The 26,857-nt window shown below is 63.8% G+C and carries 23 protein-coding genes; 8 read left to right on the top strand and 15 right to left on the bottom strand.

The genetic code is table 11. From position 1 onward, the window contains the following. Positions 1–54 precede the first annotated feature (54 nt). From C1876_RS00235 to C1876_RS00260, 6 genes are all read left to right on the top strand, one after another. Positions 55–1,050, top strand: a complete 996-nt coding sequence (locus C1876_RS00235; RefSeq protein WP_114544714.1) for a LysR family transcriptional regulator — start codon at positions 55–57, stop codon at positions 1,048–1,050. Between the two features lie 210 nt (positions 1,051–1,260). Next, entirely contained in the window at positions 1,261–3,597 is a 2,337-nt protein-coding gene (locus C1876_RS00240) for a molybdopterin-containing oxidoreductase family protein (RefSeq protein ID WP_114544715.1), read from the top strand. A gap of 2 nt (positions 3,598–3,599) precedes the next feature. Then, complete coding sequence (locus C1876_RS00245; RefSeq protein WP_227112088.1) at positions 3,600–4,220, top strand: 4Fe-4S dicluster domain-containing protein; 621 nt, start codon at positions 3,600–3,602, stop codon at positions 4,218–4,220. Then, a complete protein-coding gene (locus C1876_RS00250; RefSeq protein WP_114544716.1) occupies positions 4,196–5,038 on the top strand; it encodes a dimethyl sulfoxide reductase anchor subunit family protein in 843 nt (280 codons plus the stop codon). Before C1876_RS00245 ends, C1876_RS00250 begins: the two co-directional genes overlap by 25 nt. A 446-nt stretch (positions 5,039–5,484) precedes the next feature. Continuing rightward, the gene (locus C1876_RS00255) at positions 5,485–6,750 is read left to right on the top strand and encodes an MFS transporter (RefSeq protein ID WP_158544494.1); all 1,266 of its coding nucleotides are present in this window, start codon (positions 5,485–5,487) and stop codon (positions 6,748–6,750) included. 134 nt (positions 6,751–6,884) lie between these two features. Then, the gene (locus tag C1876_RS00260; RefSeq protein ID WP_114544718.1) at positions 6,885–8,291 is read left to right on the top strand and encodes an SLC13 family permease; all 1,407 of its coding nucleotides are present in this window, start codon (positions 6,885–6,887) and stop codon (positions 8,289–8,291) included. A 7-nt stretch (positions 8,292–8,298) separates the two neighbouring features. Here C1876_RS00260 and yaaA read toward each other — a convergent pair whose 3' ends face one another. The 10 genes from yaaA to C1876_RS00310 form a co-directional block, all read right to left on the bottom strand. Continuing rightward, on the bottom strand, positions 8,299–9,060 hold the full coding sequence (gene yaaA, locus C1876_RS00265; RefSeq protein WP_114544719.1) for a peroxide stress protein YaaA: 762 nt from the start codon (positions 9,058–9,060) through the stop codon (positions 8,299–8,301). 114 nt (positions 9,061–9,174) lie between these two features. Continuing rightward, positions 9,175–10,113, bottom strand: coding sequence for a GHKL domain-containing protein (locus C1876_RS00270; protein ID WP_114544720.1), 939 nt, complete (start codon positions 10,111–10,113; stop codon positions 9,175–9,177). Next, a complete protein-coding gene (locus C1876_RS00275) occupies positions 10,110–10,994 on the bottom strand; it encodes a hypothetical protein (RefSeq protein WP_114544721.1) in 885 nt (294 codons plus the stop codon). Before C1876_RS00275 ends, C1876_RS00270 begins: the two co-directional genes overlap by 4 nt. A 17-nt stretch (positions 10,995–11,011) precedes the next feature. Beyond that, complete coding sequence (locus tag C1876_RS00280) at positions 11,012–11,725, bottom strand: LytR/AlgR family response regulator transcription factor (RefSeq protein WP_114544722.1); 714 nt, start codon at positions 11,723–11,725, stop codon at positions 11,012–11,014. A gap of 180 nt (positions 11,726–11,905) precedes the next feature. Then, a complete protein-coding gene (locus C1876_RS00285) occupies positions 11,906–13,129 on the bottom strand; it encodes an amidohydrolase (RefSeq protein WP_114544723.1) in 1,224 nt (407 codons plus the stop codon). A 53-nt stretch (positions 13,130–13,182) separates the two neighbouring features. After that, entirely contained in the window at positions 13,183–14,049 is an 867-nt protein-coding gene (locus C1876_RS00290; RefSeq protein ID WP_114544724.1) for a dimethyl sulfoxide reductase anchor subunit family protein, read from the bottom strand. A gap of 12 nt (positions 14,050–14,061) precedes the next feature. Then, positions 14,062–14,739 carry a Tat proofreading chaperone DmsD gene (gene dmsD / locus C1876_RS00295; RefSeq protein ID WP_114544725.1) on the bottom strand — a complete coding sequence of 226 codons (678 nt, stop codon included), beginning with the start codon at positions 14,737–14,739 and terminating at the stop codon, positions 14,062–14,064. Between the two features lie 14 nt (positions 14,740–14,753). After that, positions 14,754–15,383, bottom strand: a complete 630-nt coding sequence (locus C1876_RS00300) for a DMSO/selenate family reductase complex B subunit (protein WP_114544726.1) — start codon at positions 15,381–15,383, stop codon at positions 14,754–14,756. Between the two features lie 120 nt (positions 15,384–15,503). After that, positions 15,504–16,124, bottom strand: coding sequence for a DMSO/selenate family reductase complex B subunit (locus C1876_RS00305; protein WP_114544727.1), 621 nt, complete (start codon positions 16,122–16,124; stop codon positions 15,504–15,506). A 12-nt stretch (positions 16,125–16,136) separates the two neighbouring features. Continuing rightward, positions 16,137–18,560, bottom strand: coding sequence for a DMSO/selenate family reductase complex A subunit (locus C1876_RS00310; RefSeq protein WP_114544728.1), 2,424 nt, complete (start codon positions 18,558–18,560; stop codon positions 16,137–16,139). Positions 18,561–18,790: 230 nt separating this feature from the next. On the opposite strand from C1876_RS00310, the gene C1876_RS00315 reads away from it, so the two are divergent. Further along, positions 18,791–20,350, top strand: a complete 1,560-nt coding sequence (locus C1876_RS00315; RefSeq protein WP_114544729.1) for a LuxR family transcriptional regulator — start codon at positions 18,791–18,793, stop codon at positions 20,348–20,350. Between the two features lie 4 nt (positions 20,351–20,354). Here the strand turns inward: C1876_RS00315 and C1876_RS00320 are convergent, their stop codons facing one another. From C1876_RS00320 to C1876_RS00340, 5 genes are all read right to left on the bottom strand, one after another. After that, on the bottom strand, positions 20,355–21,125 hold the full coding sequence (locus C1876_RS00320; protein WP_114544730.1) for a zeta toxin family protein: 771 nt from the start codon (positions 21,123–21,125) through the stop codon (positions 20,355–20,357). A gap of 1 nt (position 21,126) precedes the next feature. Continuing rightward, positions 21,127–21,696, bottom strand: a complete 570-nt coding sequence (locus C1876_RS00325; RefSeq protein WP_114544731.1) for a helix-turn-helix domain-containing protein — start codon at positions 21,694–21,696, stop codon at positions 21,127–21,129. A gap of 137 nt (positions 21,697–21,833) precedes the next feature. After that, positions 21,834–22,727: a thiamine pyrophosphate-dependent enzyme gene (locus C1876_RS00330; protein WP_114544732.1), complete on the bottom strand. Its 894-nt coding sequence runs from the start codon at positions 22,725–22,727 to the stop codon at positions 21,834–21,836. 2 nt (positions 22,728–22,729) lie between these two features. After that, positions 22,730–23,956, bottom strand: a complete 1,227-nt coding sequence (locus C1876_RS00335) for a transketolase C-terminal domain-containing protein (RefSeq protein WP_114544733.1) — start codon at positions 23,954–23,956, stop codon at positions 22,730–22,732. Further along, the gene (locus C1876_RS00340; protein ID WP_114544734.1) at positions 23,953–24,936 is read right to left on the bottom strand and encodes a 2-oxoacid:acceptor oxidoreductase family protein; all 984 of its coding nucleotides are present in this window, start codon (positions 24,934–24,936) and stop codon (positions 23,953–23,955) included. The genes C1876_RS00335 and C1876_RS00340 overlap by 4 nt, the downstream gene beginning before the upstream one ends. Before the next feature lie 214 nt (positions 24,937–25,150). Between C1876_RS00340 and C1876_RS00345 the strand changes: the two genes are divergently transcribed. Next, positions 25,151–26,818, top strand: coding sequence for a lipopolysaccharide biosynthesis protein (locus tag C1876_RS00345; RefSeq protein WP_227112104.1), 1,668 nt, complete (start codon positions 25,151–25,153; stop codon positions 26,816–26,818). Positions 26,819–26,857 lie beyond the last annotated feature (39 nt).

The following is a 26,857-nucleotide window of genomic DNA, read 5'->3' on the forward strand; positions in this document are numbered from 1 at the left end:
ACGGCGGTTGGACGCACCGCGCAGAAGAAGAGCAACGGGAGTGGAGGATGCTAGATGGACATTGATATCTACCGGGAATTTACGGTGCTAGCAACGCATCGCAGCTTCGTATCGGCGGCGCGCGACCTCAACATGTCGCAACCATCGCTGAGCCGCCACATGAACGCCTTCGCCAAAGAGCTCGGATGCCAGCTCTTCTACGAGACGCGGCCGCTCAGCCTTACTGCCGCCGGCGAAGTGGTGCTGAAGTACGCCGGGAAAATCATCCGCGACCAGAAGAACATGCTCGCCGAACTCGATCAGCTTCCGACGGCGCTTGGAAACCGCATCCTCATCATCGACCTGTTCCCCACGAACGCCCTGTACGTCGGCATCAACGAAGCCACCAAGCTTGCGAAGCAGAAGTACCCCGGCCTGCGTGTCGAGCTCATCAACATGGACAGCAGCGGCATGAACGCCCAGCAAATGGTGGAAATGGGCAAGATCGACATCTCGATTGAAACCACCATCTCCGACGGATTGCCACCTGTCGAGCCGAAGGTGCCCGATACGTTGCAGACCATCTGGATTCCCGAGTTTCACGGCGAACTGGTGGTGGGCGTGGCGAAGGACTCGCCGCTTGCAACGCAGCCCACCCTCAAGCTGAGCGACCTCGCCCAATCGCGCTTCATCTTGCAGGCGAACCGACACAGCGAGCGCTTCCGCGAGGATTTCATTCGCATATGCTCGGCGCGCGGCTTCTATCCCAACATCACGCTCGTGCCGGCCGACAGCCAAATGGAGTTTTACGGCACCCACCCCGGTGACGGCATCCACCTGCTGACAAAGGTCGACCGCAAGTACAACCCGCTCATTTCGAGCCTGCTCAAGCAGTACGTCAAAATCCGCTCCATCGAGGACGCGTGCTACGTGGATTCGTATGCGCTCATGAACAACTATCCCGATCGTCCGGAGCTCGAGTTCTTCGCCGAGCACCTCAGGCAGCATGCCGAAGCGATGCGCAGCGAAGTCTGCCCGGATCAAAACGCCGTCGACATTGACGGATGCTAATGCGGAGACACCTGTTCAGGCACTATACGTTTTGCGCATGGTTGCCTGACGAGACGCGCATAGCGCCCTGAGCACCGCCAGCAGGCCACCCAACAACATAGGTATTTACCCCATACTCGCCCGCATTTCTATACTGTCGGCATTGTAGGGTGCGAAGCGGTCGACCGGACCGCTTCGCCATCATCACCGACGAGCGGAAGAGGAGGGCGCATGCCATCGGTCATTCACCTCCCCGACGGGGGAAAGATCGTCAAGACGAACTGCTTCGAGTGCCACGCGAAGTGCGGCGTGCTCTGCGAAGTGGATAAAGACGGGGTGCTCGCCAACGTGAAGGGCAACCCGGAAGACCCGCGCAACGAGGGGCGCATGTGCTCGAAGGGCCTATCCGCGCGTAAGATCCTGTACGACCCCGACCGTTTGCGCGTGCCGCTGCGCCGCGTGGGCGAGCGCGGCAGCGGGCAATGGGAGGAGATCAGCTGGGACGAGGCGCTCGACTGGCTCGTCGACCGCATACACGAGCTCACCGACGAGTACGGCGCCGAAACCATCGCCTACGGGCAGGGCACCGGGCGCGGCACGAACCAATGGACGAAGCGCGCCGGCCACGCAGGAGGGCGCGTACACCACAGCTTGGCGCCCGGCAACATCTGCCTCGGCCCCATGATGGTGCAGTCCATCGTGCAGATGGGCATGCTGCCCATATACGACGGATGCGACTTCGATCACGCCGACTGCATCGTGTTTTGGGGATGCAACTCCGTATGGACCGAAGCCACGTACACGTCGGGCCAGATCGGCCGCAGCCGCGATCGCGGGGCGAAGCTCATCGTCATCGACCCGCTGTTCGAGCATCCGCTCGCTGCCAAGGCCGACCACTTCGTGGGCGTGCGCCCCGGTTCGGACACGTACCTGGCATACGCCTGGATCAACGTCATCATGAACGAGGAGCTGTACGACCGCACCTTCGTGCAGAAGTACACGAACGCGCCCCTGCTCATCATCGAGGGCAGCAACGCGCCGCTCACCGAGGCCCTCGTCAAAGAGGGCGGCAACCGCAAGACGATGCTCGTCTGGGACAAGCAGGCAGGCGCATTCGCCAGCTTGCGCGACCGCGACATCGACGAGGACTTGGACTACTGCGGCACCGTCACTTTAGCCGATGGCAGCGACGTGCAGGTGAAGACCGTATGGCTGGGTCTGAAGGAACGCGCCGACGCATGGACGCCCGAAAAGGCCGCCGAGATGTGCTGGGTCAGCGCCGAGCGCATCCGGGAATCGGCGCGCACGTACGGCACCGCGAAGGGTGCCACCATCAACGTGTTCCAAGGCGTCGAAGAGCAGACGAACTGCAAGGATACGCTGCAGCTCATCAACATCATCATGGCCATCACGGGCAACCTGGAACGCACGGGCGGCAATCTGAGCATGCCGTTCTGGAACCAGATGATGCCCCTCGGCGGCCGCGAGCCCAAAACGCAGAAGGAACTGCGCCTCGTGGACGAGCGCGCTTCGGGCGATATGCTGGGCACCTCGAATCCCAGCAAGGTGTTCGAGGCCATGCGCACGGGCAAGCCTTATCCCATCAAAGGCTATATCTCGGTGCAGGGCAACCCGTTGTCGTGGTCCGAGAACACCGCGCTCGTGAAGGAATCGCTGCTGCACCTCGACCTGTTGGTGATGATGGACTACTATATGTCCCCCACCTGCGAGCTTGCCGACCTCGTCCTGCCGTCCGCGCACTGGACCGAGCGCGACTACATCGCCGACGAAGTGTGCTGCGAGTGGGTGTTCGGCCAGCAGAAGGCCGTCGAGCCGCTGTACGAGCGCAAGAGCGACGTGTGGTTCTGGCGCACGCTGGGCAACCGACTCGATCCCGAATGGTGGCCTTGGGAAACCGACGAGGACATGTTCGACTGGCAGCTGGAGCAGACGCATGCGGGCGTCACCTGGGCCGAGCTTAAGGATCGCTGGATTCAGCACGTGCCGAACGCCGCCTCGCGCGACTTCGAGCACAACGGCTTCCTCACGCAGTCGGGCCGCGTCGAGCTGTACACGCCCGTGAGCTTCTTCAAGGGGCGCGACCCCTTCCCAGAAGCAAGCGAGCCGAAGGAAAGCGTGCACTCCACGCCCGAGATCGCGAAGGACTACCCGCTGACCGGCGTGACGGGCCGTCGCTATCCCATCTACTATCACTCCTCGTTCCGCGGCGTACCGCACCTGCGCGAGATCGTGCCCGACCCGCAGGTGATCTTCCACACCTCACTTGCCCGCGACCTGGGCATCGAGCGCGACGAATGGGTGTGGATCGAATCGCCCACGGGCCGCATCAGCATGAAAGCGCGCCCGAGCGACGGCGTGGACCCCCGCGTGTGCTTCATCCCCCATGGCTGGTGGCAGGCATGCCCCTCGCTCGGGTTGCCGGGTTACCCCGACGGCAGCGCGAATGCCAACACGCTGACGAGCGACCGCGCGTACAACGAAGAGTATCTCACGCCCGGCATGCGCAGCACGCTGTGCCGCATCGTGAAGAAGAAAGAAGGTGAGTGATCGTGGCACACGACGCAAGCGAGGCGAACCGCCGCTACGGCATGGTCATCGACCTCGATAAATGCACTGGCTGCCAGGCATGCTCGGTGGCCTGCAAGATGGAGAACGACGTCGATCTGGGCGTGTTCCGCTGCCGCGTGTACCGCATGGGACCCGTGGGCGAATTCCCGGACAAGCTCGAGATGTTCTACTTCCCCAACATGTGTATGCAGTGCGAACATCCCAGCTGCATCGAGGTGTGCCCGACAAAGGCCACGTACAAAACCGAGGATGGCGTGGTGCTTGTTGCCGCAAGCCGCTGCTTCGGATGCCAATACTGCATCTGGGCCTGCCCGTACGAGGCCCGCACGCTCAACCCGAACACCAAGACGGTGGAGAAGTGCACGCTGTGCATCCACAAGCTGAAGAAGGGCGAGCAGCCCGCATGCGCCTACACCTGCACCACCGGCTGCCGCGTGGCCGGGGACATGAACGATCCCGACAGCAAGATTTCCCAGGTGCTGGCCGCGAACGAAGATCGTCAGTACCGCATCCATCCCGAATTCGGCAACAATCCGTCCGTCATCTATCTCGTGCCGAGGAAAGGAGCTGAAACGCTATGCACATCCATTGGCCGCTCGTAGTTTCCACCACCTGTCAGCGCGTGGGGCTGGGCATGTACCTGTGCGCGCTGTTGGCAAGCGCCGCGTTCGGGCTTGCCCTGCCCATGAACATCGTCGCGCTCGCAACGCTCGTGTTTCTGGGCATCGGCGGCATCGCGTCGATCTTCCACCTGCAATCGCCATCGCGCTTCTTCAACGCGTTCTCGAACTTGAAATCGCACCTCACGCAGGAAGCCATCATCACGCCGTTGCTGGGCATCGCCCTCGTGGCGTGCGGACTGAACGGGCTGCTGTTCGATGCGGGAGGGGCGTCCGTCGCCATCGAGTGGGTGACCGGCGTCTTGGCGCTCGCCTTCCTCGTATGCACGGGCCTCGCGTATCAGATGCGCTCGCGCCCGGCTTGGAACACCCCGTTCATCGTGGTGCTGTTCCTGCTCACCGCTGCGGAAGCCGGCAGCATCGCCACCGTGGTGGTATGCCTGAGCGGCGGGCCGGTCGTGCCGGCGGCGCTGTCTGCAGCAGCGGTCGTATGCTTCCTCGCCTGCGTCGCCACGCAGATCTCCTACACGAGCCGCATGCGCACCGTCGGCTACGGCGTAAACGTCGATGCGCGCGAGCAACCGTATCGAACCGCGTACATCACGTGGATCGTCACCGGCGTTGCCGTGGCGGGGCTCGGCTTGGCCGCGGCCATCATGTTCTCGTCTCTTGCCTGCGCCGTCGTGGCGCTCGTCGGGTCCGCGGCGGGCATCGCCGCCTGGACGGTGCTCTTCTTCAAGGGCGCCCTCAAGGTGAAGATGTTCCCCATGTATCCCGTCGACCTCAATTTGGATATGTAGCGGCGCAACCCCTGAACCGCCGCTCGTATCATGGCCCGCGACCCCTCATTGTCGCGGGCCTTTCTCTTGCCGCGCTCGGCCGACAGTATGCAAACCGTGCATAGACGCCCTGCGCTCCCCGTATGGTCACCTTACTGTTCAGGAGCAGGGTATCTGCAACATCCGTATTTGTTCCATACCGGCGCATGTTCCTATACTTCCCAGGTAGAGACGCTGTTGGCCCCTCATGCGGGCCCGGCATCGAACTGCGAGCCAACCGATCTGACGAAGGAGGTGTCGCACCGGATTTCACTTTGCGACCACGCCCCATCAGACGTCTTGCGTGCGTACGACCACGATCGTCGCGCACACGCAAGACGAACCCGCGAGATGGCGGGGGCATGTCCATCTCGCGCGCGTGCCGTGGTCGCTGCACGCGCATGCGTACCCCAATCAAGGAGGAACTAATGGAAAAGAAATCGTTCTTCGGATGGCCTCTCGCCATCGTGCTCGGTCTCATGTACTTCATGTCATCGGGCTTCGTGCTGGCAACGGCGCAAATCGTCAACCCCATGATGCTGCAGGACCCGTCGATGGGCCTGACCGGCACCGTGCTGGGCGCAGGCTTCTCGCTGTTCGTGTTGATGCAGGGACTGCCGTCGCCCATCGTCGGTCAGCTTGTTGCCAAGAAGGGCGCTAAGTTCACCATGGCGCTCGGCGGCGTCATCATGCTCGTGGCCGCCCTGGCCATGATCTTCCTCGTGAAGAGCGCCATCCTGTACTTCATCATCTTCGGCGTGATCTTGAGCGTCAGCACCATCATGGTCGGTCAGATTTCCGTCCAGAGCACCATCGGCCAGTGGTTCGTCGCCAAGCGCGGCGTTGCCATGGCCGTGACCATGGGCATCGGCGGCCTCGCGTCGTTCGTCGCCCCGCTCGTGGTGAACTCCATCATCGGCGCGTCGGGCGGTGCCTGGCAGAGCGGCTGGTACCTCATCGCCGTGTTCGCCGTCATCTCCATTCCGCTAGCCCTCTTCGTCGTGAAGAACAAGCCCGCCGACGTTAACCAGGTTCCCGACGGCTCCGCACCCGACGCGAGCGCCGAAGGTGCGAAGAAGCCCCTCAAGGTGTACAAGAACACGGGCACCGTCGAGTATCGCCAGGCCATTCGCTCCCCGTTCTTCTGGCTCATCGCCGTGGGTGGCGCCGGCGGCTTCTGCGCGTTCAGCCTGGCCACTTCGCAGGGCGTCATCCACTTCAGCGCGCTCGGCTTCGACACCGGCACCATCGTGGGTGCCGCGGCGGCCATGGGCATCGCCAGTATCATCGGCAAGTTGGTCATCGGCCTGCTTTCCGACACCATCGAGCCCATCCGCATCATCGGTGCCGCGCTCGTCATCATCGTGATCGGCATTCTGTCCGCCGCCTTCGCGACGAACGCCGCCATGATCTACGTGTACTACATCTGCACCGGCCTCGGTTTCGGCTCCATCGCCACCAACCTGCCCACCACCGTGGCGAACTACTTCGGCCTGGCCGCGTATCCGAAGAACCTCAGCACCACCATGCTCACCACGACGATCATCTCCTCGATCATCCCGGTCATGGCGGGCGCCCTGTACGACGCAACCGGCCTTGCCACCACGGCGTTCTTCGTGACCGCCGGCATCGTGGCAGTGTGCGCCATCTGCGCGTTCCTCGTCAGGATCCCCAAGAAGGCGAATCGCGCCTAACGCTGCGGTTGCCTTCCCTGGTATAGTAACGGGCCCCGCGCTTTCAGACGTCTGATCTGGTGCGGGGCCCTTATCGTATCCATTGTGCGCATCCGCGCAGAGCGAACGCGCACCAAGGTAAAGGGGCTTGTCCCATGGACACAAGCGTACCTCTTCCGAAACGCCTGATCGGGATTGGCGTTGCGGCCATCTGCATCATCGCTTCATGTCTGATTCCCGGATCGGAATCGCTCTCCCACCAGGGCATTATGGCCCTCGGCCTGCTGCTTGCCCTCGCCTCGCTCTGGGCAACGTCGGCGCTGCCCATCGGCGCGGTGGCGCTGCTCGTGGTCATCCTGCTCCCCCTGCTTGGCATCGTCGAGATGGGGCAGGCGTTCTCCGGCTTCGCAAGCCCGGCGCTGTTCTTCATCATCTCGGTGTTCGCGCTGCCCGTCATCATGATGAAGACGAAATGGGGAGCCCGGCTCATTTCGCGTTTGCTCGATTGGACGGGAACCGACTCCCGCAAGCTCGTGCTGGGATTCATGATTGCCACCACCCTCGTATCCACCGTGATGTCCGACGTACCGTGCACGGTGCTGTTCCTGGGCTTCGCGCTGACCATCCTCAAGGCGGCCGACGCCAAGCCCGGTTCGTCGAATCTGGGCAAGTGCCTGATGATTGCCATTCCCGTCGCGTCCGTGACGGGCGGCATCGCCACTCCCGCCGGCAGCTCGTTCAACGTGGTGGCTCTCGGCATCATGCAGCAGATCACCGGCACCACCATCAGCTTCTTCGATTGGATGATCGTCGGGCTGCCCATCGCCATCGTCATGACGCCGGTGCTGTGGTTCTTCATCACCACCGTGCTCAAGCCCGAGCCTATCACCGACAGCTGCCTGCAGGGCATCCGCGACGAGGCAGCCGCCGCGAAGAAGGTCGAGCCCTACGAGATCAAGGCGCTCGCCATCATCGTGCTGCTCGTTGCGCTGTGGATCATCGGCAACTGGGTGCCCGTGTTCAACGTGACAGTGGTTGCCGTGGTGGGACTCATCGTCATGTTCCTGCCCGGCATGGATCTGCTCACCTGGAAAGAGTTCCAGGAGTCGGTGCCGTGGGGCATCGTCATCATGTGCGGCACCATCATGACCATCGGCGGCGTCGTGCAGAGCACCGGCGGCGCGGCGTTCTTGGCCGACCTGTTCATGAACAGCGGCGTCACGAACTTCGGCTTCCTCGCCTCCATGGCCATCCTCATGACGCTCGTGTACCTGCTGCACACCATCTGCCCCATCGGCGCGGCTATCCTGGGCATCTTCATCCCCATCTTCATCACGCTGTGCGCGAGCTTCGGGGTGTCGCCCGCCGTGCCCACCATCTCGCTTGCCATCGTGGTTGCCGGCAACGTGCTGCTGCCCGTCAACCCCACCGTCATGCTGACGTACGGCGAGGGGTATTACACGTTCGGCGACATGTTCAAAACCGGCATCGTCCCCGCAGCCGTGCTCATCGTGCTGATCACCCTATGGGTCCCCTTCATCGTAGGAGTGCTGGGGATATAGGGAGACGTTAAGAACCCTGGTGTTCATGCACGAACACCAGGGTGTCTTCGGTGGAGCGCGTCGGGTCGAGGGCGTAGCCGGCGACGTCGAAGGCGCGCAGGTCGTCGGGGCGCTCGATGCTGTGCTCGGCGCACCAACGCACCATGGAGCCGCGCGCGGCCTTGGCGGCGGTCGAGCGCTGCACGAGGCGGCCGTGCGCGTCGATGGTGCCGAACAGGCAGGTGAGCACCGTGCATCCGTCTGCGGCGTACGGCGTGACGGCCTTCGCGTACTCGACCGATGCGAGGTTCACGATGGTGCCCCCTTCGTCCGCAAGCGCGCGATACAGACGGTCGCCCCAAAACTCGTACAGGTGCTTTGCACCGTCGACCTCGAGCTTCGCCTGCATTTCGAGGCGATACGGCACCACGCCGTCAAGCGGACGCAGCACGCCGTAGAACCCCGACAGAATGCGCAGATGCCCTTGCAGGTAGTCCAGCTGCGCGGCCGTCATCACCTGCGGCGCAAGGTGCTGGTATTGAATGCCCTCGTACGCGAGGATCGCCGGCGTCAGCGCGCCTGCGCGCACATCGAGCGTGCGGAAGCGTTCGAAGTTGAGCTCGGCCAACGCGTCGCTGCACTGCCACAGCGCTTTCGCCTCATCGTATGAACGCGCGCGCATGGCCTCGACCAGCATGTCCGTACGGTCGAGAAAGCGCGGCAGGTCGCGCCACGCAAACGCGTCGTCCACCACGTTCATCTTTTTAGCCGGCGACACGATGAACCGCATGCTCACTCCCCCACGTCGAAACGTCCTTGTCCATGCATGAGAGTATGGCAAAACAACGCGGGCCCCGCAAGGAGCCCGCGCAGGATCAACCGATAGCGCACAGCAGAAGCGGGGCTACCCAGCTTCCAGTTTGAGGATTGCGGTGGTTTGGAAGACGGGGCCTTCTTGGGTAATTTCCAACTTGCCGTCGTGGCGGGTGGCGAGGGTGTCGAGAATGCCGAGACCCCAGCCGTGCTCCGGCAAGCGGGCGCCGCGGGGGCGTCGGGCGGAACGACGCGCGGCGGACGCGTTCGGCGCGCAGCTGTTCTCCATGTGCACCGCCAAATACCCAGCCTCTACCTGCGCCTTCAACACGATGAACCGCTCGCCTGCGGGCACGTCGACGCATGCGTGTATCGCGTTGTCCAACAGGTTCGAGAATACGGCGCACAACTCCACGCTCGGCAGGGCGAGATCGTCGGAAAGCGCCAGCTCAAGCGTCAGGCGAATGCCCTGCTCTTCGCACACCGCGGCCTTCATCGACACGAGGGCGTCCACCACCTGATGGCCGCACGTGCGCGTGCGGCCCGCGTCCATCATGTCCACCGCCTTCAGCAGACCGCGTGAGGCCGCCTCGGCTTCCTGCCGATCGAGTAGTGCCTCGACGTCCTCCAATTCGCGCGCCACGTCTTCGCGAATACGCCGCGCTTCGTCGATGTCCGCAGAGAGCCGCTGCAGATAGTCTTCCTGTGCCCTCAACTGCTCTTCAAGCAGACGCACGCGTTCGCGCGACAGCTCGCGCTCTTCGGACTCACGCAGCGCTTTGAACAGCACCAAATCGACGGGACCGCACAGCAAGCCGACGACGACAACCACCACGAACATCCACAGCGGAAGCTCGTACGCAATCGTGCAGTAGAACAAGAACACGACGATGCACAGCTGGCTGAACGGAAACAGCAGGTTGATGAGCACGCGATCGAGCGAAACGTCGCGAAGTCGCCGCGCAAGCAGCACCACGACGGCGCACATGACCAGCACGACGCACACCGCGCCAGCGATTCGCGCGATCACGAAGCCCTCCCCTCGCTCACGCTCGCCGCATCGAGCACGTCGCGAACGAGCTCGAGATGCCCGCGCGCCTCGTCAAACCTCTTGCACTCGGACAGCGCGAGCACCACCTGCACCTGGTTTTTCATATCGTGGCGCAGCTTCGCCACCTGCTCGACATCCTCGACGAAGCGCTCGTAGCGCACAAGGTACCGATCAAGCTCCTCCTCCAGCAGCGCGGCACGCGCATCGGCCCGCCGCTTCTGCGCAACCCGGCCCATCGCGAAGAGCAGCAGCAAGTCGGCCGCAAGGCCGAGGAGCGACAGGGGCACGCTGAACGCATAGTAGAACGCCGACGACTCGATGTACCCGAACGGAAGCACAAGTATGATGTTCACCAGCATGAGCTGCACCACCGTGAACGCGACGGGGAGCCACCTGCCCTCCTTCTGCGCGCTGTCGGCGAATCGGTTGAACAGCAGGCATAACACGGCAAGCAGGGCCACGAGCAGGGCGAGATGGGCAGCATGGGTGAGGGCGAACGCATCGAGATGCGCGCGCGTCGCATCGTAGTCGACGACAGGCGTGCCGGTGAGGGCCATCCACAGCGCGCCGCCGGGCAATTCGACGAAGAACAGCACGAGGTTGGCCAGCACAACGGCCAGAATCCTTCGCGAAAGAGCGCCTTCCGAGAGGAAGATCGGCAGCAGCGACAGCGGGAGCGCCGCCAAAAACTTCACCCCGACGTCCATCTGTGAGCGAAAACATGCCAGGAGCAGCACCAATACGATTTCCAACGTCCAGTACAGCGCGGCGTTGCGCATGACGAGCATCCGGGAAAGCGCGTACGCGAACACCATTTGCACGGGAAACGTCCCGACGATGTCGATGAGGGCATTGGACATGGGAATGCGCTTCGCCGTTACAGTTTCGTCTGGATGTGCTGGAACAGCGCTTCTCGCACGAGCTTGCGGCGCTTCTGACTGACGGGCACGACATGGCCCGACGCAAGCACGACGCCGTCTTTCTGCACCTGTTCGATGTGATCCATGTTCACGAGGAAGCTCTTGTGGCATTGCACGAACGACGAGGGCAGCTCGGTCGCAAGATCGGACAGCGACGCGTACGTTTCCAGCTCGTCGTTGCCGGCATGGATGCGAACCTTGCGCCGGTCGCTTTCGATATAGCTGATCGAGCGCGGCGGCACCAGCATCACCTTGCCGCCGAATCGCACGCTCAGCGGCTTGTTCGCGCATTGCTCGAGCCGTTCGAACGCGCGATCCATCGCATCGTTCAAATCGTCCTGCGCAACCGGCTTCGTGAGGAAGTACACGTGATCCGTGCGGTACACGCTCGTGCAGTAGTTGACGAACCCCGTGACGTAGATCACCTGCGTGCCGCATCCGACGGGCACGAGCTGTTTCACCAGGTCGATGCCGTTCGCGTCCTCAGGCCCCAGCTCGATATCCATCATGAGGATGTCGACAGCCAAGCCTGTCGCAAAGCGCTCCCGCAACGATGCAGCGTCGGCAAGGTGCGTGATGACAACGTCGCCACCCCGCGGGGAGCGCTCGATCATATGACCGAGAATCCTTGCTTGATCGGCATCGTCTTCAACTATTACGACCTGGTACATGGCATCGACTCACGTCTCGAAACGGACTTCATTTCTTGGGATTATACAGAATGAAGCCCCCCCCCCCGCCAGCTTTCTCGTCACTTCGGCAAATAAAATGAGCCGAACGATGATAGTTGCTCGCGTGCGCGCCCCTATTCGCCCCGCTCGGCAAGCGCAACGGCTGCCGCATCCATGTCCTTACGCTCCTGCCAGCGCGCTCACGGCCCATTGCGCGGCCACCATAGAGCCTTTGACCAGGACGCTTTCGTCCACGTCGTAGTAGCAGCTGTGCTGCGGATGCTCGGCGCCCACCGACGGGTTGCGGCAACCGACGAACACGAACACACCCGGCACCCTGCGCAGGTACTCGCTGAAATCCTCGCCCGACAGCGTGCCTTCGTACGAGCCCACGGCCTCTTCGCCCAGCACGTCCACCACGGCGCGACGCGCCAACTCGGCGCAGGCCGGATCGTTCGCCAAACCCGCATTGCCCGACTCGAACGTGAAGCGCGCCTCGGCATTGAACGCGCGGGCGATTTTGCCCACGATGCGCTCAAGGCGGTCGGGCACTTCGGCGCGCAGACGGTCGCTCCACGTGCGCACCGTGCCCGTGAGGTACGCGGAACCCGCCATGATGTTGCGCGCCTCGCCGCCGTGAAACTCGCCCACGGTGACCACCACGGGTTCAAACGGCGACACGTCGCGGCTCACGAGAATCTGCAGCGCCGTCACCATCTCGGCACCTACGACGATGGCGTCCACGCCCTTGTGCGGCATGGACCCGTGCGCGCTCACGCCTTCGATGTCGATGCGAAACCAGTCGGTATGCGCCATGCGCTGACCGGGCTCGCAGGAAACGAGGCCCGCGTCGAGCTCGCTCCAAATATGCGCGCCGAAGATGGCGTCCACCCCGTCGAGCGCACCCGCGTCCATCATCATGGTGGAGCCGATGGAAATCTCCTCAGCCGGCTGAAACAGCACGCGCACCTCGCCCGACAGCCGGTCGCGCAGCTCGTGCAAGATACGCGCCGCACCCAACATCATGGCCATGTGGCAGTCGTGACCGCACGCGTGCATGACGCCCGGACATTCCGAGGCGTACGGCGCGCGCGTCTGCTCGGTCACGGGCAGCGCATCGATATCGGCCCGCAGCGCCACGCACGAGCGCGCGCCACCCTCGGACGCGGTCGCCGATGCCGCCGCTTCGCCCGCGATGGTGGCAATCACCCCGGTGCCCGCTACGCGGCGGTGCGGAATGCCCAGCGCATCCAGCTCGGCGCAGAGTGCGTCGGACGTCCACTGCTCCTTGCCGCTCAGCTCGGGATGACGGTGAAACCGCCGCCGCAGCGCGATGACGTCCGGCTCGATGGAGGAGCCTATCGCACGAATTCGCTCGGTGGTGGTGGGTAGATCGCTGCTCATCACGGGTCCTTTTCGCCGGGGGCTGTCCCCCGCAGCGTACCATACTCGCAACGTCAGAGGCTCATCCCGTACGTCATGTGCATCATGTAGAACGCGAAGCGCATGACGAAGATGCCCGCGAACACGAGCACCGACGATGCCGTCGCGGCGCACCTCGCCAGCTGCCTGCCGCGCAGCAGCGCCGCCGCATCCACCACCAACCCGGCAGCGGACAGCGCAACGAATACCAGCACCATGACGAAGTACCCCGGAACCAGCTGCTCGACGGTTGTCAGGTAGTTCGCCAACGGCAACACATGCGCCCCCTGCGCCGCGTACACGCCCGCGTTCGCCACGAGGGCCACGAGCGAGATGCCCAGCAGAACGCGAGCGGCGGTGCCCGACAGCGGCTCCCACCGCGCGAACCGCAGTCCGGCAATGGCAAGCAGCGGGCCTCCCACCAGCGCGTTCAAGCACAAGGCAAGCGGGACGAACGGGGTATCCCACGTCACCACCGTGCGACTGTCGTACGCGAACGCCACCGACACGAGGAACGCAGCCGCAGCCGCGATGGCCCCTACCAGCAGCGCGTCGAGCACCTTCGGCCGCGCGTGCTCGGCGAACTGGTACAGCCAATGCACGCCTGAAGCGCCCAAGAACAGCACGGCCGCGCATACCTCGTTCGAAAGCGGGCTCTGCCCCACGCGCGTGAACACGTACAGCGCGTTGTCGGGATTGCCGAGGTGCGTCGCGGACGCCACCAGACCAACGAGCGTCACGAGAAAGGGCACGAGCAGCGCGCCGCTCACCCGCTTGCGCGTCTCGCCCTGTGCGCGCAGCGCGGCGAGGGCCATCACGGCGTATGCCACCGCGCCCGATGGCGCGAGGGTGGTGAACAGCACGAGCGTGATCTCGTTGAAAGCGGTGGCGAACCCGGTCATCGCACTACCAACCTACCGATAGAACCGCGGCTGCACGACATTCAGATCGCGCACCTGTCGAATGCCCTCCAAGCTGGAATTCGCCAGGAGCGCCAGCCCCACGTAGAAGGGGTACTCCGCGGCCTCTTCCAATGCGCTCAGCAGGTGCGACGACCACGGCAGCAGGTGCAGCCGCAGGAACTCGTCGAGGTCGCCGGGCTGCGTGCGCGCGAGGTAGGCCATGAGTCCCAGCATGAGGCCGATGTGATCTTCGGGCGTGCGCTCGTCGCTCGCACGCTGCACGCCATGGGCGCGCATCCACGCGCGCAGCTCGAGCGTGGTGGCGCCGAACACGACGCACTCGCGGTCGGTGTACACCGAGCCCCACGGCGGCGCGGGCTTGGGCGCGGGCCCGATGAACAGGCGGCGGTACTCCCACACGAGGTCGTCGTCACGGCCTTTGGCCAGCCCGTCCACCATGAGGGCAAACGCCCGCTGCGCCTCCTCGGCGTCGGCAAAAGGCCAAGCGCTGGCAGCTTCCTGCGCGTCGAGCGCAGCCACCGCGTCGAACGAGGCATCGGCCGTGCCCGTCCGCGGGTCTTGCAGGAAAAACGGAGCGAGCGTCTCGCCCACGAAGGCGATGGCCTCCAGCTCCGCCGCAGACTGCTCGTTTGCGTCCGCGTCATTCGTCGTTTCTCTCGTATCCCTCATGCCCCTCACACCCCTCATACTAGTTCGCGCACATTATGGACGATCCCCTGTTCAAACACCCGTTGCCCCTCGCGTTCAAGGCAGGCGGGAAGGCTCAACACCAGGTTGGGAGCCGTTTGCGACGAGTCGGGGAACGGAGGCATATCGACGGTTCGCCCGTAGGTCGCGCGCAGGTCGTCGATGGGGCCGAAATCGAGCGCGCGCAGCGGGCAGGCCTCCACGCAGATGGGCCGCTCGCCCTGCGATACCCGGTCGAAGCACCCGTCGCATTTCGCGCTGTGACCCACCGAACGATCCACCTTCGGCGCATGGTACGGGCACGACAGCGCGCAGTACCCGCAGCCGATGCAGCGGCGTTCGTCAACGCTGACCAGCCCCAACTCGTTCTTGCCCATGGCGCCGGTGGGGCACACCTCCATGCAGGCGGGATTCGAGCAGTGGTTGCATGCAGAGGACACGTAGTACGCGAAGCAATCCTGCGTCCAGCACCCGTTTGCGCTCTGGGACCAGTCGCCGCCCGCGACTTCGTACACCTGGCGAAACGACACCGACGCGTCCAGGTTCTTGTAGTCTTTGCACGCAAGCATGCACGTCTTGCATCCCGTGCACCGCTTGGCGTTGAAATAGAAACCGTACTGCTCCACGCGTCCTCCCCCGATCGCCGGTCGAGCCTCGAGCCGGCACGTCGCTCGTCCCCTCGCGACAAACCGGGTGCCGCGCCGCGTCCGCAGCGCGACACCCTTCTCAGAACTGCTCAGAAGATTTTACGCGATTTCGCGCTCGTTGAGCACCGATCCCGTGGTATCTCCAGCCGGTTTCGCGTTCACCGGCTCGGTGATGACGATATTCGGATGCGTCTCTTCCTCGCTCGGCAGCGGCGCGATCGCAGCCACCTCGCCGTACTTCGAGCGCAGCTCGTCGATGTCGCCGAAGTCGAGCGCGCGCAGCGGGCAGGCCTCCACGCAGATGGGCTGCTTGCCCTCGGCCACACGGTCGGCGCACATATCGCACTTCACGCTCTTCTTCTTTTCCTCGTCCACCTTCGGGGCGCTGTAGGGGCACGTGATGGCGCACGTACCGCACCCGATGCACTTCTCCGGATCCGACGTCACGATGCCGGTGTCGGGGTCCTTCGAGATAGCCGCCTGCGGGCACTTGGCCATGCAAACCGGGCTGTCGCAATGGTTGCACGCAACGGAAACGTAATAGGTGAACGCATCGTTGCTCCACAGGCCGTCGGCCTGCTCCCACGAGCCGCCGCCGTATTCGTACACGTTGCGAAACGCGATCTCGGTGGAAAGATCTTTATTGTCCTTGCAGGCCAGCACGCAGGTCTTGCATCCCGTGCAGCGCTTGCCGTCAAAATGGAACCCATACTGAGTCATGGTCTACCCCCTCTACGCCTTCTTGACTTCAACGAGATTCGTGTGCTGCGGGTTCGCCTTCGCAAGCGGCGAGGGGCGCTGGGACGTCAGCGTGTTGATGCAGCCGCCCTTGTCCACCTTGTCGCCGGTCATGCTCGCATCGTGCCATGCGCCCTGCCCCATCGAGACCACGCCCGGCATGATACGCGGCGTGACCTTCGCCACGATTTCCACGGTGCCGCGGTCGTTGAACACCTGCACCGTGTCGCCGTCCTTGATGTTGCGCTCGGCGGCGTCGAGGGTGTTGATCCACAGCTCCTGGGGGTTCGCCTGCTTCAGCACGTCGATGCAGCCGTACGAGGAGTGAGCGCGCGCCTTGTAGTGGTAGCCCGGCATTTGCAGCGGGTACGTCTCGCGCAGCGGGTCGTCCCAGCCCTCGACGCCCGGCGCGTACACGGGCAGCGGGTCGATGATGTCGCCTTCGGAAAGCTCCCAGGTCGCCGCGATTTCCGCAAGCTGCTCGGAGTAGATCTCGATTTTGCCGGACGGCGTCTTGAGCGGATTGGCCGCCGGATCGTCGCGGAAGTCCTTGAGCGCCACATGATGGCCGTCGGGGTCCTTGCGTCGGTAGACGCCCATCTCCTTCAGTTCGTCGTATGTGGGCAGGTCGGCGTCTTCCTTGCGCGCCTCCTCGTAGCAGAACGCGCGCCACGCCTCTTCGTCGCGCCCTTCGGTGAACTCCTCTTCCTTGCCCATGCGCTTCGCAATTTCACGCAAGTCGGCGTAGAGGGTACGGCGCTCGAACTTCGGCGAGGTCACGGCGTCGCCCATGATGATGAAGCCCATGTTGCCGGCGTAGTCGTTCGACACGAAGTTCGGCTGCTCGACGGGCATGAGGTCGGGAAGCAGCACGTCGGCGTACTTCGCGGAGTCGGTCATGAACGTCTCCCACACCACGATGAACTCGCATTTCGTTTCGTCTTGCAGGATCTCGTGCGTGCGGTTGATGTCGCTGTGCTGGTTCGTGATGGTGTTGCCCGCGTAGTTGAAGATCATCTTGATGGGCACGTCGAGCTTGTCCTTGCCGCGCACGCCATGGGCGAGCTTCGTCAGCTCGGTGCCGTGATCGATGGCGTCGGTCCACATGAACGTGGCGATCTTCGTTTCCACCGAGCTCTTGCCCGTGGGCACCTCGAACGACGAGAAGTAGAAGCCGTCGAGGTCGGAGCCCGTGTTGCCGCCGTTGATGCCCACGTTGCCCGTGAGCACCGGCAGCATGCAGATGGCGCGGGCGGTCTGCTCGCCGTTGGACTGGCGCTGCGGGCCCTTGCCCTGGTAGATAGCGCAGGGCTTCGCTTCACCGATCTCGCGTGCGAGCTGGGTGATGACGTCGCGCGACACGCCGGTGATTCCCTCGGCCCACTCCGGCGTTTTCTCCACGCCGTCGGCACCTTCGCCCATGATGTAGGCTTTGTAGGAGGCGTTCTTGCCCTTGGCCGACTCGGGCATGGTGTCCTCGTCGTAGCCGATGCAGTACGTGTTGAGGAAGTCGTGGTCGACGAGGTCCTCCTCGATGAGCACGTGCGCGATGGCGTCGACGAGCGCGGCGTCGGTGCCGGGACGCAGCGGAATCCACTGGTCGGCGCGCGATGCCACCGTGTCGCTGTAGCGCGGGTCGATGACGATGACCTTCGCGCCGCCCTGCTCGAGCGCCTGCTCAAGATGGTAGGTGGGGCCCGCGCCGCCGGCCTTCGTCTCGCAGGAGTTCTCGCCGAACATCACGACCAGCTTCGCATTCACGATGTCGGAGTTGGAGTTGGCCGCGCGCGTGCCGTACAGGTACGGCAGCGCTGCGGAAATCTGCGCCGAGCTGTAGCTGCCGTAGCGGCCCAAGCAGCCGCCGTTCAGGTTGATGAAGCGCGACAGGAACGAGCCGATGTTGCTGGCGTTCACGCCCGACGCGTAGTGGTTCCAAATGGCCTCGGGGCCGTACTCGTCGAGGATGCGCTGATAGTTCTCGGCGATGAGGTCGTACGCCTCGTCCCACGAGATTTGCTCGAACTTTCCCTCGCCGCGCTTGCCCGTGCGCTTCATGGGGTAGCTCAGGCGGTCGGGGTGGTTGATCCAACGGCGGATGGAGCGGCCGCGCAGGCAGGCGCGAATCTGGTGGTTGCCGTACGTATCGTCGCCGGTGTTATCGCTCTCCACCCAGGCGACTTCGTCGTCCTGTACGTGCAGGCGCAGCGCGCACCGACCCTCGCAGTTCACCGAGCAGTGGCCCCACACCACCTTCTCGTCCACGGGCGCGGTGGCGGCGTTGCCGCTTCCCGCATCCTCGGATTTCGGGGTGCAGGCGAACAGCGCACCGCTTCCCAGGGTGGCGGCACCGAGCCCGGCGAGCGCCGAACCCTTCACGAACGTGCGGCGAGAAACGGCATGCTCTTTCGTTTTCGTCATGATCCCTCCTTGTTCCCTCGTCTGTTCATGCGTTTCGTATGGACGAAACACCGCGCATTGTAGGCTCCTCGGCGGAATCGCGTGTTACATGAAATATGTACATTTTACGTTTCACCTGATCAAACGATTACTATGCGTTTGCATCATCATTCCCCGCGCCCTCTTCCTGCCGTTATACTGGGCACGGGGAATTTTACCGGTCGAGGGCTATTTTCCAGGGGAGGATCATAGTGAACGCCGCGAACATACTGCGCGCCTTCAAGCCGAACACCACGCTGTTCGGCTACGCGTCGTTCCTTGCTGTGAACGCCGCGGGCGCTTGGGGCGGCGTATTCCCCTTCCTGCCGATGAAGCTGCAAGAGCCGCACATGCTGTTCTGGTTTTTCTTCGCCGAATCGCTCGTGTTCGCCGCGTGCTTCTTTCTGAGCGTCGTGGGCTCGTACCACGTGCCGGGGCCGACGCGGCTGTTCATCGTGCGGCTGTCGGCGGTACCCTATCTGCTGGGATGGTTCTGCTTGATCGGGTCGATGTACCTCGACGAATGGACGCTGCCGCTCGTCATTGCGGGAGGCGGGTTCATCGGCGTGGGGTCGGCCGGGTTCTACATGCTGTGGCAGCGGCTGTTCGCAAGCGAAGACTCCGACGCGGGCAACCACGACCTCATTCTGGGTACCGCCTATGCCTCGGTGCTCTACTTCGCGCTGCATCTTATCCCCCGTGCCGTCACCGTGTACCTCATTCCCCTCGTCATCACGCCGTTCTTCGCGCTTGCCATCTCGCTGAAAAGCCGCGAGATCGACTTCAGCCAGCCCATGTTCGAGGACGTGCCGAAGAAGAACAAGGGCGTGTACCGCCAAGCCATTTCCAACCTCGCCCGTCCGGCGCTGTGCGTCGGGTCGCTCGGGCTGTGCGCGGGGCTCATGCGCGCCCTGGCCATCGACGACCCGTCCATGGGCTCGCTGGTGAACGCGTTGTCCATGGGCGCCTCGCTGGTAACAGCTGTCGCGTTTCTGGTGCTGTGGCAGTTCAAAAGCGTGCGGCTGAACGTGGTCTCGCTCTTCCGTATCGTATTCCCCGTCATCATCACGGGGTTCGTGCTGTTGCCGTTTCTGGGCGACGGATACGCACGCTGGCTGGCAGCCATCCTGTACGCCGCGTACAGCGTCACCATCATGCTCATGATGATCCAATGCGCGCAGTCTTCGCGTGACCACGGCACGAACCCGGTGTTCGTCTACGGGTTCTTCGGCGGCGTGGTGTACGCGTTGCACGACGCGGGTTTCATCGGCGGCACGTTGGCCGCGCAGGTGTCGATCCCCGGCCTCTCCTCTCACGCAGTGGTCGCCCTCGGGGCAGGGTACCTGCTGGGGTTCATGTACTTCTTCGGGCAGGGCGGCTTCCGCACCGCCATGAGCACGGTATCCCCCACCGTGCCGGACGTCGAGCTGGTGTCGCGCACGCAGCAGCGTACGACGCGTCCCGTGCGAACGAGCACGAAGAAGATCGCGAGCAAGGGCGCATCGTCCGATACCGAGCCCGTCTATCAAGACCGCATCTCCAAGCAAGTGGCGCGCATTCGCGACGAGTACCGCCTGAGCGCACGCGAAGCCGAGGTCATGGAGCACATCGTGCGCGGCAAAACCGTCGTGCGCATCGCCGAGGAGCTCATCATCTCGGAGAACACCGTGCGCATGCACTCGAAGCGCATCTACGCGAAACTCGACGTGCACAAGAAGCAAGAGCTCATCGACCTCGTAGACTCCTTCGACCCCAAACCCGCGGAGAGCTAATCAGTTAGCTGGCGCCTTGCGCCTCGCTCAGGCGTTTCTCGAGGTAGGATAGGTGTCCGCGCTCCTCTGGGGTCCAGTCGCCGAAGAGGATGCTCGCGAGCGCCTCATGTGCCGAACCTTTTCCGTCATCGCTGCTGAACAGGCATTGCTCGCTGCGAGAATACAGGCTGACGCTGTCGAACATGCCGGATTCCTCGAGCGTCGCCAGATTTCCGACGATGCCCTCCACAATCGCGAGGTGATGCGCGGGGTCGACCGCGCGCGGCTCGGTGCCGGCAAGGCGCATCTGCTCGTACCGCAGCTGGCAGCTCACGAGCGATATCTCAGGTTTGATCGCCATGAGCGCCAATGAGACGCGATAGCCTCGGCCGCGCAAAAGCTGCGCGGTTTTCAAGGGGACTTCCGACGTGCGCAGCGTCCCCTCGATCACGAGGTTGTAGCCCATAATGGACAGAGCGTCGACGACGGCTTCGACCATGCACCCCGCCCATGCAGCGGTACGCGCCGGAGCATCGACGCCGTACTGGGCGCTGATCTGCTCGAAGCGAGGATGACGAGAACGATACTCGTCACCGTTGACGACTATCGCATTGTCTGCAAGGCGGACTTGAAGCAATCTATGCAGGGTGGTTTTGCCCGCGCCGCTTTGACCGCCCAGCAAAAACGCTTCAGGATGCTCGACCGGCACGCATAGCGGGTCAACGAGAAGCATGCTTGTGATCGTCTGGAACTCGGTTCGGAATTCGTCATCCGAGTAGTCTTCGAGATTTCCCATATCAAGCCGCCTTGGATTCCCGCCTTGCAGCAATGCTCTTCAAGCACTCGACTTGCCCTCTGATTTCGGACAGTTTGGCATCGTTTGAATTCTCCTTGTACGTAACACGGGGTCGGACAAGCGCGAGCTGCTTGAGCACATCTTCGTAGACGGCTTCGCTGATCTCGTCTCCTCGATCTTTTGCGGCGGTGAGCAAACGCGACACCTTCCCTGCGAGATGCGCAACCTGTTCGATCAATATCTCTTGCTGCAAAGTGATCTCGTACATCTCGTTGATATCCATGATGTCCCCTTCCTCGTCGAATGAAACCAGGGCGTACACGATCTTCTCGGTTTTTTCGCGCTGGCCGGCGGAAAGCAGGTCTCCATCGCGCTTGAGGCAATCCGCCACGAACTCCGGGTTCTCGGCGGCGCGTATGAGGTTCGCGTTCGCCTTGCTGGGCGTCTGCCCGTTCTCGTACCGCACGACGCTCGCATCCCCAAGCCCCAATAAGCGCGCGAACCCCTGCTGCGTCAGACCGTACTTTTCTCGAATCCGCTTGATATCCTGCGCAGTGAGATCATGTGACATAGTTTCTCCAATCTGCTATCTTTTGATTGATTCTACTATATCATACGATTGATTCATGAACAAGAACGAGCAATAAAAAGGGCGCTGCCGTTAAGCAACGCCCTTCGCCTCCATCAACGCGCCAACGCGCCCCTCGGTCAGGCCCAATCCCGCCGCATGACCTCCCATTTGGCGTCGCGACCGGCTTCGACTTCCGCGATGTCCCCGTCGGTGAGCGCCTTGAAGCGACCCTGCCTGCGCAGGTAGGCCTCGACGCTGGCGAACTGGCGCGGGTTGCGGTTGAGCTTGAACGTGCCGTTCTCGAACTCGGCGAGGTACCACAGACCGCAGTCCACGATATCCTTCGAGATGTCCACCGTCTCGTCCACGTCGCAACCCCACCCCGTCGGGCACGGCGCCATCACGTGGATGTACTTCGTGCCGCGAATCGTGGCGGCATGCTCCACCTTGCGGATGAAGTCGTTGAGGTAGCCGATGGAGGCAGTGGCGGCATAGGGGATGCCGTGAGCAGCCACGATTTCGAACATGTTCTTCTTCTGCGTGAGGCAGCCGCGTACGTTCGCGCCCGCGGGCGTCGTGGTGGTCTTGGCACCGAACGGCGTGAGCGAGCTTTTCTGGATGCCCGTGTTCATGTACGCCTCGTTGTCGTAGCAGATGTACAGCACGTCGTCGTTGCGGTCGATGGCGCCCGACAGCGCCTGGATGCCGATGTCGGCCGTGCCGCCGTCGCCCGCGAAGCCCACCACGGTGCAGTCTTCGGGCTTCTTGCCCTGGGCGCGCAGGCCGGCCTCGATGCCGGTCAGCACGCTGGCCGTGGCGGCAAACGGCGTGATCATCGCGTTATTGGCGAAGCTGAGCTGCGGGAAGTTGAACCCGACCGCGCTCATGCACCCCGCCGGAAGCGCGCACACCGCATTCGGCCCGAGCACCTTGAGCGCCGCGCGCACGGCAAGCGAGCCGCCGCAGCCCGCGCACGCCTTGTGTCCGAAGAAAAACTCGTCGTCGGCGATGGTTTTGGCGTTGATGGCCATGATCAGCGGCCCCCTTCCGCGCCGCGCGCTCCCAGCGCGTCGGCGGGCGAATCGATCCCCAAAAAACTCACGCGGGGCATGTCGCGCGCCGCTTCCGCACCCTTCGCCACCTGCTCAAGCATGGCGAACATGCCCTCCACCTGCGTCTCGGAGATGTCGTCACCACCCAAGCCGCCAACGAAGTTGTACGTGGGCACGCCCACAGCCGCCTGCTGCAGCGCGGAGTTGACGTTGGTGAACACGGTGCCCTCGGCGCCGAACGACACGTCCTTCTCCAACACACCCACGGCGCTCGCGCCGCGCAGCGCCTCCGCGATGAGCGCGCTCGGCATGGGGCGCAGGTAGCGGATGCGCAGCATGCCCGCCCGCACGCCCTGCGCGCGCAGCTTCTCCACCACACCGCGCACGAGGCCGGCGGCCGAACCCAGCGTCACGAGGATCACGTCGGCATCGTCGCAGTTCAGCGTTTCGATCATACCCGGATAGGCGCGCCCGAACACCTCGGCGAAGCGTGCTTCCACCTCGTCGACGACCGCCGGCGCGTCGAGCATGTCGCGATGCTCCCAGTATTTGAAGTAGCGATTGTACTCCGGACCGGCCGAGAATCCGATGTTCACGGGATGCTCGAAGTCGAAGCGGTTCCCCGTCGGCTCGTACGGCGGCAGGAACGCGTCGGCCTCGTCGGGCGCGGGCACGTCCACCGTCTCGTAGGTGTGCGTGAGCGCGAAGCCGTCGAGGTTCACCATCACCGGCGTGGCCACCGCGGGATGCTCGGCCACTGCATAGGCCATAAGCGCCAGGTCAAGCGCCTCCTGGTTGTCCTCGGCGTACACCTGAATCCACCCGTGATCGAGCAACGCCAGCGAGTCGCGCTGATCGCCGTAGATGTTCCACGGCAGCGCGGTGGCGCGGTTCGCGTTCATCATGACGATGGGGAATCGGCCGCCCGACGCGTAGGTGAGGCACTCGGCCATGTAGAGCAGGCCCTGGCTCGACGTGGCCGTGAACGTGCGCGCGCCCGTGGCCGACGCGCCGATGGCGCACGACAGCGCGGAGTGCTCGGACTCCACGTGCACGTACTCGGCGTCGAGCGAGCCGTCCTCCACCATCTCGGAGAGGCGCTCCACCACCACGGTCTGCGGCGTGATGGGGTACGCGGAAATCACCTGCGGACGCGCCAAGCGCACGCCCTCGGCGAACGCTTCGTCGCCGGAAAGGAACCGTTTCATCGGGCATCCGCCTCGCTTTCATCACGCTCGGGAATCATGGCGACGGCACCGAATGCGCACACCTTCACGCAGATGCCGCAGCCCTTGCAAAAGTCGTAGTCGACGGCCACGGGAGCATGCGCCGCCGGTTCGGCAACCTTGAAGATGGTGCCGTCGGGGCAGTGCAGGTAGCACTGGAGGCAACCGGTGCACGCGGCGGCATCGATGACGGGGCGCATGTTGCGCCAGCCGGCGTTCTTGACGGTGAGATAACCGGCCTCGAAGCAGGTGGAATGCGCAAAGTCCGCCGGGTCGAGGGAGGACGTGCGAAGGGTGGGAATGCTAGCCGCCTGGTTGCGGCGCGCCGTCTCGAGGCCCTCCTCATTGTACGGCGGGACAGGGTTGCCGGTTTCGGAAACCTCGCTCGCCGTGCACGGGAGAGAGGCCGCACCAGCCCCGCCGGTCGCACGCTCCCCCATCGCTCCCCGCACCGCTTCCACGGCAGCTTCCACGATGGCGAGGTTCTTCGCGTGCAGCTTTTCCGGCATGTACTGGCGAATCGCCTCCTGCACGTCCTCCGTTTCGATGCGATCGCACAGGGCGACCAGGGCACCGAGGAATACGGTGTTGGGGATGGGGCGACCCAGGATGGCGGACGAGATGCCGTCCGCGTCGAGCGCCAGAATGCGCTCGTCGTCGAACACGCGCGTGCTGTTCACCAGCACCATGCCGCCCGGTTTCACCTGGCTGTCCCAGCCGTCGCCCAGCAGCGTGTCATCGAGGTACACCACGTAATCCGCGCAGGACACCGCGCTGCGGTCGCCGATGGGCGCATCGGACATCTTCGTGAACGCGCGCATCGGCGCGCCGCGGCGCTCGGGGCCGAACGAGGGAAACGCCAGCGCATGCTTGCCCTCGGCGAGCGACGCCGCCGCGCCCAACAGCCGCGCGGCCGTGAACGCGCCCTGCCCGCCGCGCCCGTGCCATACAACTTCAATCATGAATCTCACCCTTCGTCTCTCGCGTGAAGTAGAGCCAGTATACCGCTCACGCACGAGCTGACGCGGCGCGCTCCGGTCAAAGCCCTCACGTTGACGGCCAAACTCCTCCCGTGTGCGCGATTTGCTGCTGGTATGGATATCGGGAATCCGCGCCCCGATGAACTATACTTTGCAGAGACGAGCCCGAACGCAAGAAGGAGCCGGACGCACGAGCATGGCGCGCAGCACATTCGAGAAAGACCAGGCCAAAGGCACGCACGCGAAACCGTCGACACCGGAGGAGTTCACCCCCTCCGACACGACGCCGTTCTTGGGCGCCTCGTCGCGCGAACGGCGCGCCACCGGCGGCAAGCCTCGCAAGCCCAACTTCATCACGCGCCGCGTCAACCGCTGGTGCAACCGTCTGCTGGGCGCCGTGTCCGAGCGCTCGCTGGCCGACCAGGAAGAGGAGTACGCCGCGCACCGCACCACCCGCGACTACGTATGGAACACGGTGGGCGTGGGCGCATGGGGCATGGTGTTCCCCATCCTCACCGTCGTGGTCACGCAGCTGGTGGGCGTCGAGCAGGCAGGCATGTTCTCGCTCGCGTTCGTCACCGGCACGCTGCTCATGATCTTGGCGAACTACGGCGTGCGCACCTACCAGGTATCCGACGTCAGCGAGGAGCATTCGTTCTCGGACTACCAGGTGAATCGCTGGATCACCTGCGCGTTCATGGTGCTCGTCGGCGTCGTGTACTGCCTGGTACGCGGCTACGAAAGCCAGATGTTCACCATCAGCGTGGGCGTGTACCTCTATAAGATGGTGGACGGCCTAGCCGACGTGTACGAAGGCCGGCTGCAGCAGGTGGACAAGCTATACCTGTCGGGCGTCTCGCAGGCGTTCCGCTCCATCGTGGTGCTCGTGGCCTTCTCCATCTGCCTGCTCGTCACGCGCAACCTGGCCGTATCGTGCATCGTGATGGCCGTGGCCGCACTCGCCACCTTCGCCGTGTTCACGTTCCCGCTCGCGCTGTTCGAGACGCCGAAGTCGAAACGCTGGAACTTCGGCAGCATCGTCGAGCTGTTCCGCCAGTGCTTTCCCCTGTTCATCGCGCTGTTCCTCTACGCGTTCATCGACAACATGCCGAAGTTCGTCATGGAAGGCGTGCTGAGCTACGACAATCAGCTGTACTTCAACGCGCTGTACTTCCCCGCGCAGGGCATCCTGCTCACCGTCGGGTTCATCTACAAGCCGCTGCTCGTGAAGATGGCGAACGTGTGGGCCGACCCCGCAAAGCGCAAGCGATTCGACCTGATCATCGTCGTGATCATGGCGGTTATCGTGGCGGTGGCCGGCGTCACGGCGCTCGGCATGGCGTGGATCGGCATCCCCGTCATGAGCTTCTTGTACGGCGTGGACTTCGAGCAGTTCCGAGGGCTCTGCTACATCATGCTGGCCGCCGGCGGCGTGACCGCCGCTATCGACTTCCTGTACCAGGTGATCACCGTGCTGCGCCAGCAGAAGGCCGTCACGAAGCTGTACGTCATCACGTTCGGGTTCGCCGTGTTCGTGCCCATCCTGCTGGTGAACTTCACGGGGCTGCCCGGCGCCGTCATCGGCTACCTCATTGTGATGTGCATCCTGTTCGTGCTGCTCATCTGGGAATACATGCGCATTCGCTCGGCGCTCTCGCACGCCGAAGCCGTCGAAGAGGAAGCGCCGCGCCACGTGCGTCCAAGCCAAGCTCGCGCCGAGCGCGCACGCCGCGAGCAGGTGCGCACCAAGTGGGGCGCGCACGAGCAGGGCGTTACGCCAACGCCCGAAACCCGCGACCTCGCCGGTCGCCCCCATCACGCCCCCGATTGGGACGAGGACGACGAGCACATCCAACCCGTATGACCACATGAAGAAGGCCCCTCCGCGGAGGGGCCTTCTCAT

The sequence above is a fragment of the Eggerthella sinensis genome (assembly GCF_003339815.1).
In the GTDB taxonomy this organism is placed as follows: domain Bacteria; phylum Actinomycetota; class Coriobacteriia; order Coriobacteriales; family Eggerthellaceae; genus Eggerthella; species Eggerthella sinensis.

Excerpts from the sequence above, each read along its gene's own strand:
- C1876_RS00235 (WP_114544714.1), top strand. The coding sequence starts at position 55 with ATGGACATTGATATCTACCGGGAATTTACGGTGCTAGCAACGCATCGC.
- C1876_RS00240 (WP_114544715.1), top strand. The coding sequence starts at position 1,261 with ATGCCATCGGTCATTCACCTCCCCGACGGGGGAAAGATCGTCAAGACG.
- C1876_RS00250 (WP_114544716.1), top strand. The coding sequence starts at position 4,196 with ATGCACATCCATTGGCCGCTCGTAGTTTCCACCACCTGTCAGCGCGTG.
- C1876_RS00255 (WP_158544494.1), top strand. The coding sequence starts at position 5,485 with ATGGAAAAGAAATCGTTCTTCGGATGGCCTCTCGCCATCGTGCTCGGT.
- C1876_RS00260 (WP_114544718.1), top strand. The coding sequence starts at position 6,885 with ATGGACACAAGCGTACCTCTTCCGAAACGCCTGATCGGGATTGGCGTT.
- yaaA (WP_114544719.1), bottom strand. The coding sequence starts at position 9,060 with ATGCGGTTCATCGTGTCGCCGGCTAAAAAGATGAACGTGGTGGACGAC.
- C1876_RS00275 (WP_114544721.1), bottom strand. The coding sequence starts at position 10,994 with ATGTCCAATGCCCTCATCGACATCGTCGGGACGTTTCCCGTGCAAATG.
- C1876_RS00280 (WP_114544722.1), bottom strand. The coding sequence starts at position 11,725 with ATGTACCAGGTCGTAATAGTTGAAGACGATGCCGATCAAGCAAGGATT.
- C1876_RS00285 (WP_114544723.1), bottom strand. The coding sequence starts at position 13,129 with ATGAGCAGCGATCTACCCACCACCACCGAGCGAATTCGTGCGATAGGC.
- C1876_RS00290 (WP_114544724.1), bottom strand. The coding sequence starts at position 14,049 with ATGACCGGGTTCGCCACCGCTTTCAACGAGATCACGCTCGTGCTGTTC.
- dmsD (WP_114544725.1), bottom strand. The coding sequence starts at position 14,739 with ATGAGGGATACGAGAGAAACGACGAATGACGCGGACGCAAACGAGCAG.
- C1876_RS00305 (WP_114544727.1), bottom strand. The coding sequence starts at position 16,124 with ATGACTCAGTATGGGTTCCATTTTGACGGCAAGCGCTGCACGGGATGC.
- C1876_RS00310 (WP_114544728.1), bottom strand. The coding sequence starts at position 18,560 with ATGACGAAAACGAAAGAGCATGCCGTTTCTCGCCGCACGTTCGTGAAG.
- C1876_RS00320 (WP_114544730.1), bottom strand. The coding sequence starts at position 21,125 with ATGGGAAATCTCGAAGACTACTCGGATGACGAATTCCGAACCGAGTTC.
- C1876_RS00325 (WP_114544731.1), bottom strand. The coding sequence starts at position 21,696 with ATGTCACATGATCTCACTGCGCAGGATATCAAGCGGATTCGAGAAAAG.
- C1876_RS00330 (WP_114544732.1), bottom strand. The coding sequence starts at position 22,727 with ATGGCCATCAACGCCAAAACCATCGCCGACGACGAGTTTTTCTTCGGA.
- C1876_RS00335 (WP_114544733.1), bottom strand. The coding sequence starts at position 23,956 with ATGAAACGGTTCCTTTCCGGCGACGAAGCGTTCGCCGAGGGCGTGCGC.
- C1876_RS00340 (WP_114544734.1), bottom strand. The coding sequence starts at position 24,936 with ATGATTGAAGTTGTATGGCACGGGCGCGGCGGGCAGGGCGCGTTCACG.
- C1876_RS00345 (WP_227112104.1), top strand. The coding sequence starts at position 25,151 with ATGGCGCGCAGCACATTCGAGAAAGACCAGGCCAAAGGCACGCACGCG.